Source organism: Pseudomonas sp. (genome assembly GCF_050739995.1).
Classification (GTDB): Bacteria; Pseudomonadota; Gammaproteobacteria; order Pseudomonadales; family Pseudomonadaceae; genus Aquipseudomonas.
Genome location: NZ_JBOICG010000035.1, coordinates 1 through 7,330 on the forward strand (window position 1 = coordinate 1; position 7,330 = coordinate 7,330).

The 7,330-nt window shown below is 58.1% G+C and carries 7 protein-coding genes and 1 pseudogene; 6 read left to right on the forward strand and 2 right to left on the reverse strand.

Annotated features, from left to right (window positions below; all coding sequences use genetic code 11):
* Together ACRESD_RS01095 and fdxA are read left to right on the forward strand one after the other, a co-directional pair.
* Positions 1 to 258: pseudogene (locus ACRESD_RS01095) on the forward strand (DNA mismatch repair protein MutS); the annotation flags it as partial.
* 142 nt (positions 259 to 400) lie between these two features.
* Positions 401 to 724, forward strand: coding sequence for a ferredoxin FdxA (gene fdxA, locus ACRESD_RS01100; RefSeq protein WP_003208688.1), 324 nt, complete (start codon positions 401 to 403; stop codon positions 722 to 724).
* Between the two features lie 496 nt (positions 725 to 1,220).
* Here fdxA and apbC read toward each other — a convergent pair whose 3' ends face one another.
* Positions 1,221 to 2,315 (reverse strand): iron-sulfur cluster carrier protein ApbC, encoded by a 1,095-nt coding sequence (gene apbC / locus ACRESD_RS01105; RefSeq protein WP_431749238.1) that lies wholly within the window; start codon positions 2,313 to 2,315, stop codon positions 1,221 to 1,223.
* A 171-nt stretch (positions 2,316 to 2,486) separates the two neighbouring features.
* On the opposite strand from apbC, the gene metG reads away from it, so the two are divergent.
* The 4 genes from metG (at position 2,487) to ACRESD_RS01125 (ending at position 6,837) form a co-directional block, all read left to right on the forward strand.
* Positions 2,487 to 4,538 carry a methionine--tRNA ligase gene (gene metG / locus ACRESD_RS01110; protein ID WP_431749239.1) on the forward strand — a complete coding sequence of 684 codons (2,052 nt, stop codon included), beginning with the start codon at positions 2,487 to 2,489 and terminating at the stop codon, positions 4,536 to 4,538.
* Between the two features lie 113 nt (positions 4,539 to 4,651).
* On the forward strand, positions 4,652 to 5,806 hold the full coding sequence (rsxB, locus tag ACRESD_RS01115) for an electron transport complex subunit RsxB (RefSeq protein ID WP_431749240.1): 1,155 nt from the start codon (positions 4,652 to 4,654) through the stop codon (positions 5,804 to 5,806).
* A gap of 102 nt (positions 5,807 to 5,908) precedes the next feature.
* A complete protein-coding gene (gene nth / locus ACRESD_RS01120; RefSeq protein WP_431749241.1) occupies positions 5,909 to 6,547 on the forward strand; it encodes an endonuclease III in 639 nt (212 codons plus the stop codon).
* 107 nt (positions 6,548 to 6,654) lie between these two features.
* Positions 6,655 to 6,837: a PA3496 family putative envelope integrity protein gene (locus ACRESD_RS01125; RefSeq protein ID WP_431749242.1), complete on the forward strand. Its 183-nt coding sequence runs from the start codon at positions 6,655 to 6,657 to the stop codon at positions 6,835 to 6,837.
* Positions 6,838 to 6,922: 85 nt separating this feature from the next.
* On the opposite strand, the gene ACRESD_RS01130 is transcribed toward ACRESD_RS01125, so the two are convergent.
* Positions 6,923 to 7,330, reverse strand: a 408-nt coding sequence (locus ACRESD_RS01130; protein ID WP_431749243.1) for a LuxR C-terminal-related transcriptional regulator, incomplete at its 5' end; no start/stop codon positions are given.

Consider the following 7,330-nt stretch of genomic DNA (forward strand, 5'->3'; position numbering starts at 1 on the left):
CAGTTGGCCGGTGTGCCGAATGACGTGATCACCCGCGCCCGCGAGCACCTGAGCCGGCTGGAGACCACGGCACTGCCTCACGAGACCGTTGTCGCCAGCCCCGCCAAGGCCACCAGCAAGCCCAGCGCGCCACATCAGAGCGATATGTTCGCCAGCCTGCCCCATCCGGTGCTGGATGAATTGGCTAAGCTTGACTTGGATGGCTTGACGCCGCGCAAAGCGCTCGAAATGTTATATGCACTGCAGGTTCGGATATAACGCAGACGCTTGCAAGCTGGTAGACTCTCGCGCGGTTTGGGATGCTGCAGGCTTTTAGCCTGGCCTGCAGACTATCGCTCCCGAACCTCGCGAGCCCTGCTACAAAGGGTTTCGCTGCCGCCGCCTGAGGAGAAAATTAGAAATGACCTTCGTCGTCACCGACAACTGCATCAAGTGCAAGTACACCGACTGCGTGGAAGTATGTCCGGTGGACTGCTTTTACGAAGGCCCGAACTTCCTGGTTATCCACCCGGATGAGTGCATCGACTGCGCCCTGTGTGAACCAGAATGCCCGGCCGTCGCTATCTTCTCCGAGGACGAAGTCCCGGCCGAGATGCAGGAATTTATTCAGTTGAACGTTGAGCTGGCGGAAATCTGGCCGAACATCACTGAACGCAAAGATCCGATGCCGGATGCTGCGGAGTGGGATGGCAAAAAAGGTAAGATTGCAGACCTCGAACGCTGATAGCGTCGTCGCCCCCCAAAAGGCCCCTTGCGGGCCTTTTTGCGTTTCTGGGTGGCCCGTTTTACTTTCCTGCGGGCAAAAAAAGGGGCGGTATGACCCGCCCACATTTTTTCCCTAGTCCCTGTATTCCTTTTCATCATCCTGATGAATCGCATCCTGCGACGTTCCTTCAAACCATCGTTCCTTGATGGCTGTGTCAATCCGTGGACACAGGGCTGATCTTAGAGAGTTCCAAAGGAAGTTCAACGGGATGCGACCGGTACACAAGCGAGTACACACCATTGAAATACGATAAATAGTTGTTTAATTTCAAACACTTGCCAATCACCCTCGAAGTTCCGAGACGTCCATACCGGGAAAAGAAACCAAACACTTACGAAAAAGTAAGCTAATGCTTACACGCGCAATTGCGTAAACGCGCAGCGGTGCCCCATTGACCGTTCTACGGGCAATAAAAAGCCCCGACAAGGTCGAGGCCTTTTCCCCTTCAATCGACTTAGTCGTCGCTGACAGTAATCGTTGGCATTGCCGGCGCCGAGGCTTCCTGCAGGACAATCCGCGCGCCCACATGGCGGGCCAGTTCTTGATAGATCATGGCGATCTGACTGTCCGGCTCGGCCATTACGGTAGGCTTGCCACCATCGGCCTGCTCACGAATGACCATCGACAGCGGCAACGAGGCCAGCAGTTCGACGCCATACTGGGTCGCCAGCTTCTCGCCCCCTCCCTCACCAAACAGGTGCTCGGCATGGCCGCAGTTGGAGCAGATGTGCACCGCCATGTTTTCCACAACACCGAGTACAGGAATGTTGACCTTGCGGAACATCTCCACACCTTTCCTCGCGTCGAGCAGCGCCAGATCTTGGGGCGTAGTCACGATCACCGAGCCGGCCACGGGGACTTTCTGCGCCAGGGTCAGTTGGATATCACCGGTGCCGGGCGGCATGTCAATCACCAGATAATCCAAGTCGCCCCAGGCAGTCTGAGTGACCAACTGCAACAAGGCGCCGGACACCATCGGCCCACGCCAGACCATCGGCGTGTTGTCATCGGTAAGGAAGGCCATAGACATGACTTCCACGCCAAGGGACTCAATCGGTACAAACCACTTCTGGTCCTTCACCTTCGGCCGCGTACCTTCGGCAATGCCGAACATCACGCCCTGGCTCGGGCCATAGATATCCGCATCGAGAATACCCACCCGCGCGCCTTCACGCGCCAGGGCCAGGGCCAAGTTGGCAGCCGTGGTGGATTTACCCACACCGCCCTTGCCGGAAGCCACTGCCACCACGTTCTTGACGTTGGCCAGTCCCGGGATTTGCGCCTGGGCTTTATGTGGGGCAATCACGCACTGAATGTCGACCTTGGCGGAAGCTACGCCGTCGAGGCCCTCGATGGCCATTTGCAGCATCTGCGCCCAGCCGGTTTTGAACAGGCCAGCGGCATAACCCAACTCCAGCTGGACCGACACCTGGTCGCCCTGGACCTCGATGGTACGTACACAACCGGCACTGACCGGATCCTGATTCAAATAGGGGTCGGTGTACTGGCGAAGAACGGCTTCCACCGCTGCGCGATTGACGGCGCTCATGGGCTACTCCCGAAAAAGACTGACTGAAACAGGCGGCTATCCTAACCGTTCCCGCCACTCAACGGCATGCTTTCGAGTACCTGGATAATTTTGAAACAGCGCCACGGGGTGAAATATATTTCCCGGCGCTTTATAGTGGCCGACCTCCGTTTCATCAAGTAGCCGAGCCCCATGTCCGAGCCACGCAAGATCCTCGTCACCAGCGCCCTGCCCTATGCCAATGGTTCCATCCATCTTGGCCATATGCTTGAGTACATCCAGACCGATATGTGGGTGCGCTTCCAGAAGCATCGCGGCAACCAATGCATCTATGTCTGCGCGGACGACGCCCACGGTTCGGCCATCATGCTGCGCGCCGAAAAGGAAGGCATCACCCCGGAACAACTGATCGCCAACGTGCAGGCTGAACACAGCGCCGACTTTGCCGAGTTCCTGGTGGACTTCGACAACTTCCACTCGACCCACTCCGAAGAAAACCGTGAGCTGTCGAGCCAGATCTATTTGCGGTTGAAGGATGCCGGGCACATCGACCAGCGTTCGGTCACCCAGTATTTCGACCCGGAAAAGAAAATGTTCCTGGCCGACCGCTTCATCAAGGGCACCTGCCCGAAATGCGGCACTGAAGACCAGTACGGCGACAACTGCGAGAAATGCGGTGCCACCTATGCACCCACCGACCTGAAAGACCCGAAGTCGGCCATCTCCGGCGCCACTCCGGTACTCAAGGATTCCCAGCACTTCTTCTTCAAGCTCCCGGATTTCCAGCAGATGCTGCAAACCTGGACGCGCAGCGGCACTCTGCAGGACGCCGTGGCCAACAAACTGGCCGAATGGCTGGACAGCGGCCTGCAACAGTGGGACATCTCCCGCGATGCGCCGTACTTTGGCTTCGAGATCCCGGGCGAGCCTGGCAAATACTTCTATGTCTGGCTGGACGCGCCAATCGGCTACATGGCCAGCTTCAAGAACCTCTGCGACCGCACGCCGGAGCTGGACTTCGACGCGTTCTGGGGCAAGGACTCCGCCGCCGAGCTGTACCACTTCATCGGCAAGGACATCGTCAACTTCCATGCCTTGTTCTGGCCGGCGATGCTTGAAGGTTCGGGCTACCGCAAGCCCACCGGCATCGCCGTGCACGGCTACCTGACGGTCAATGGCCAGAAGATGTCCAAGTCCCGTGGCACCTTTATCAAGGCACGCACTTACCTGGACCACCTGTCGCCGGAATACCTGCGCTATTACTACGCCTCCAAGCTGGGTCGTGGCGTCGACGACCTGGACCTGAACCTGGAAGACTTCGTACAGAAGGTCAACTCGGACCTGGTCGGCAAAGTGGTCAACATCGCCAGCCGCTGCGCTGGCTTTATCCACAAGGGCAACGCTGGCGTGCTGGTGGGCGAGAACGCCGCGCCGGAATTGACCGAAGCCTTCCTGGCCGCCGCGCCAAGCATCGCCGACGCCTATGAAGCCCGCGACTTTGCCCGCGCCATGCGCGAGATCATGGGCTTGGCCGACCGCGCCAACGCCTGGATTGCCGACAAAGCCCCTTGGTCACTGAACAGGCAGGAAGGCAAGCAGGCCGAAGTCCAGGCGATCTGCGCCACGGGCGTCAACCTGTTCCGCCAGTTGGTGATCTTCCTCAAGCCGGTACTGCCACTGCTGGCCGCCGACGCCGAGGCGTTCCTCAACGTTGCACCGCTGACCTGGCACGACCACACGACTCTGCTCAGCAACCATCAGTTGAACGAGTTCAAGCCACTGATGACCCGTATCGACCCGGTCAAGGTCCAGGCAATGACAGACGCCTCGAAAGAAGACCTCGTTGCGAGCCAGACCGACACCGGCGAGTCCACTCCAGCCGGCAACGGCGAGCTGGCCAAGGACCCGATTTCCCCGGAAATCGAGTTTGACGCCTTTGCGGCCGTAGACCTGCGCGTAGCCCTGATCGTCAAGGCCGAAGCCGTGGAAGGTGCCGACAAGTTGCTGCGCCTGACGCTCGACATCGGTGACGAGCAGCGCAACGTGTTCTCCGGGATCAAAAGCGCCTATCCAGACCCGTCCAAGCTCAATGGTCGCCTGACCATGATGATTGCCAACCTCAAACCCCGGAAGATGAAGTTTGGTATTTCCGAGGGCATGGTGATGGCGGCTGGCCCTGGCGGTGAAGAAATCTACCTGCTCAGCCCGGACAGCGGCGCAAAGCCGGGTCAACGCATCAAGTGATCCTGTAAAACAGCCCTGTCGTTTCGGCGACAGGGCTTTTCAGCTAGTCCCTCTTTCTCGCTTGCCGGATAATCAGGCCCTGTTTGTTTGACCGGCATGCCAATGATCCCCCCATGAATCTGATTCAACGTATCGACGCGCTACTGCCGCAGACCCAATGCGGCAAGTGTGGGCACCCAGGTTGCAAGCCGTACGCCGAGGGCATCGCCCTTGGTGAGGCGATCAATAAGTGCCCGCCCGGCGGGCCAGAAACTATCGCGGGCCTGGCGCAATTGCTGCAAGTGCCGATAATGGAACTGGACACCAGCCGAGGTGAAGCCCCGGCCCAGGTCGCCTATATCCGCGAAGCCGAATGCATCGGCTGCACCAAGTGCATCCAGGCCTGTCCAGTGGACGCGATTGTCGGTGCAGCCAAGCTGATGCATACCGTGCTCATTGATGAATGCACCGGTTGTGACCTGTGTGTCGCGCCCTGTCCTGTCGATTGCATTGAGATGCGCCCGTCGACCTCCGTGCTGCCGATTGTGGGTGGCCTGGCAACCAACGATCAGCAGCGCCATGAACGCGGCCTCAAGCGCGATCGGGCGCGGCGGCGCTTTGAGCAACGCAATGCGCGCCTTCAACGAGAAGAGGCCCTCAAACTTGCCGAGCGCCTGGCTCGAGCCAAACGCTCTGCGCCGGTTTTGCCTATGCCGACCGATACCGCCCAGGATGCAGCGGTCAAGAAAGCCAAGATTACAGTCGCGATGAGCCGTGCTCAGTTGCACAAATCCTTGAAAGCGTTTGGTCACCCACCGACCTTTGATCAACAGTCGCAACTGGTCGTGTTGCAACAGCAGTTCGAAGCAGCGGAACAAGCCCTGGCAGCCCTCGAAGTGGCTAGCCCGGCAACGCCAGCCACTCAAAAAGACCCGGCGCTCAAACGCGCAAAAATCCAACTGGCCATGCGGCGCGCCGAACTGAAAAAGGCTCAGGACCTGAACGCTGACGAACAGCAATTAGAAACCTTGAGCGCTGCGTTGGTCAGCGCGGAGCAAGCTTTGCACGACGCAGAGAATGAGAGCGAGCAACCCAGGCCCGATTTGCAGCGCGTGGAGAAACGCCCCATCGATGCCCAGCTGCGCCAACTGAAAACTGCCCTGGCTTATGCGCGAGCCGAAGTCAGCAAGTTGCAACGCCAACCCGACCGCACAGCGGGTGAACTGGAAGCCGCACAAGACAAGCTGGACGAAGCGCAGCGCCGTGTAGACGCCCATACCGGCGCTTGAGTCGCGACAGTCGCTGCAGAGTGCGCTGGCGATGGTTTATCCTGCAAAACCCAGCCCCATTTTTTAACACTCGCTGTCCGTCTGCAAGGAAACGCCTGCCCCATGAACGCTGCAAAACGCCTGGAAATTTTCCGCAGGTTTCACGAAGACAATCCGGAACCCAAAACCGAACTGGCCTACTCGTCACCGTTCGAGTTACTGATTGCGGTGATCCTGTCGGCCCAGTCCACGGACGTTGGCGTCAACAAGGCCACAGCCAAACTGTATCCCGTCGCGAATACACCGGAAGCCATTTACGCCTTGGGTGTGAATGGGTTGTCGGAGTACATCAAGACCATAGGCCTGTACAACAGCAAGGCGAAGAACGTCATTGAGACCTGCCGCCTGCTGGTTGAACTGCATGGCAGTGAGGTGCCACAAACCCGCGAAGCGTTGGAAGCCCTCCCCGGTGTAGGGCGTAAAACCGCTAACGTGGTGCTCAATACGGCGTTCCGGCAGCTGACCATGGCGGTGGACACGCATATTTTCCGTGTCAGCAACCGAACCGGTATTGCGCGTGGCAAGAACGTGGTGGAAGTGGAAAAGCAATTGATGAAGTTCGTACCCAAGCCATATTTGCTCGATTCCCACCATTGGCTGATCCTTCACGGGCGGTACGTCTGTCAGGCCCGCAAACCCCGCTGCGGGAGCTGCCGCATCGAAGACCTGTGTGAATACAAGGACAAGACGTCCGACGATTGAGTGTCCATTAGTTTTTTCGATCAGCCGATTGAAAAAATCTTTTTTACCCGTTCATGGATTATCGTTATAAGGAGCGCCAACGGCAGTCTTAGCCTGGAGTTAACCTTATGAGCACTGGCAAAGAACAATTGGATGTAGAAGACGACCTCGTTGCAGATTCGGATGACGATGGGGAAGCCCCTGTTGCAGAGGTAGCCAAGACAAATTTGAGCAAACGCCGCACTATCGACAACCTTCTGGAAGAGCGACGCCTGCAAAAACAGCTGGCCGACTACGACTTCGATCTTTGATTGACTCGCTAACGACCGGAAGCCTCCCTGACGGAGGCTTTTTTCTACCGATTACATGGGCATTCGGACGCTGAAATGCCGGATCTCATACCAGGCCGTTGCGTTGGGCCAGTTCAATCAGGTCAACGAGAGAGCGGGCATTGAGCTTGAGCAACAGGCGGGTCTTATAGGTGCTGACGGTCTTGTTGCTAAGGAACATGCCGTCGGCAATCTCCTTATTGGTTTTGCCTCGGGCAAGTTGCTGCAGCACCATCATCTCTCGCCCCGACAAACGCTCGACCATGTCAGCCTCACTGGCGTTGCCCATGGTGGAGCGCACCGAGTTGAGCGCCTGGTTCGGGAAATAACTGTAACCGGAGAGCACCGCCTTGATGGCGCTCAACAACTCGGTCAGGTCCTGCTGCTTACACACATAGCCAGCAGCTCCTGCCTGCATGCAGCGCATGGAAAAATGCCCCGGAGCCTGCGACGTCAGTACCAACACCTTGAACGG

What these genes read in the sequence shown, in the direction of transcription:
- rsxB (WP_431749240.1), top strand. Translation starts at nt 4,652, where the DNA reads ATGAATCTGATTCAACGTATCGACGCGCTACTGCCGCAGACCCAATGC.
- fdxA (WP_003208688.1), top strand. Translation starts at nt 401, where the DNA reads ATGACCTTCGTCGTCACCGACAACTGCATCAAGTGCAAGTACACCGAC.
- apbC (WP_431749238.1), bottom strand. Translation starts at nt 2,315, where the DNA reads ATGAGCGCCGTCAATCGCGCAGCGGTGGAAGCCGTTCTTCGCCAGTAC.
- ACRESD_RS01125 (WP_431749242.1), top strand. Translation starts at nt 6,655, where the DNA reads ATGAGCACTGGCAAAGAACAATTGGATGTAGAAGACGACCTCGTTGCA.
- metG (WP_431749239.1), top strand. Translation starts at nt 2,487, where the DNA reads ATGTCCGAGCCACGCAAGATCCTCGTCACCAGCGCCCTGCCCTATGCC.
- nth (WP_431749241.1), top strand. Translation starts at nt 5,909, where the DNA reads ATGAACGCTGCAAAACGCCTGGAAATTTTCCGCAGGTTTCACGAAGAC.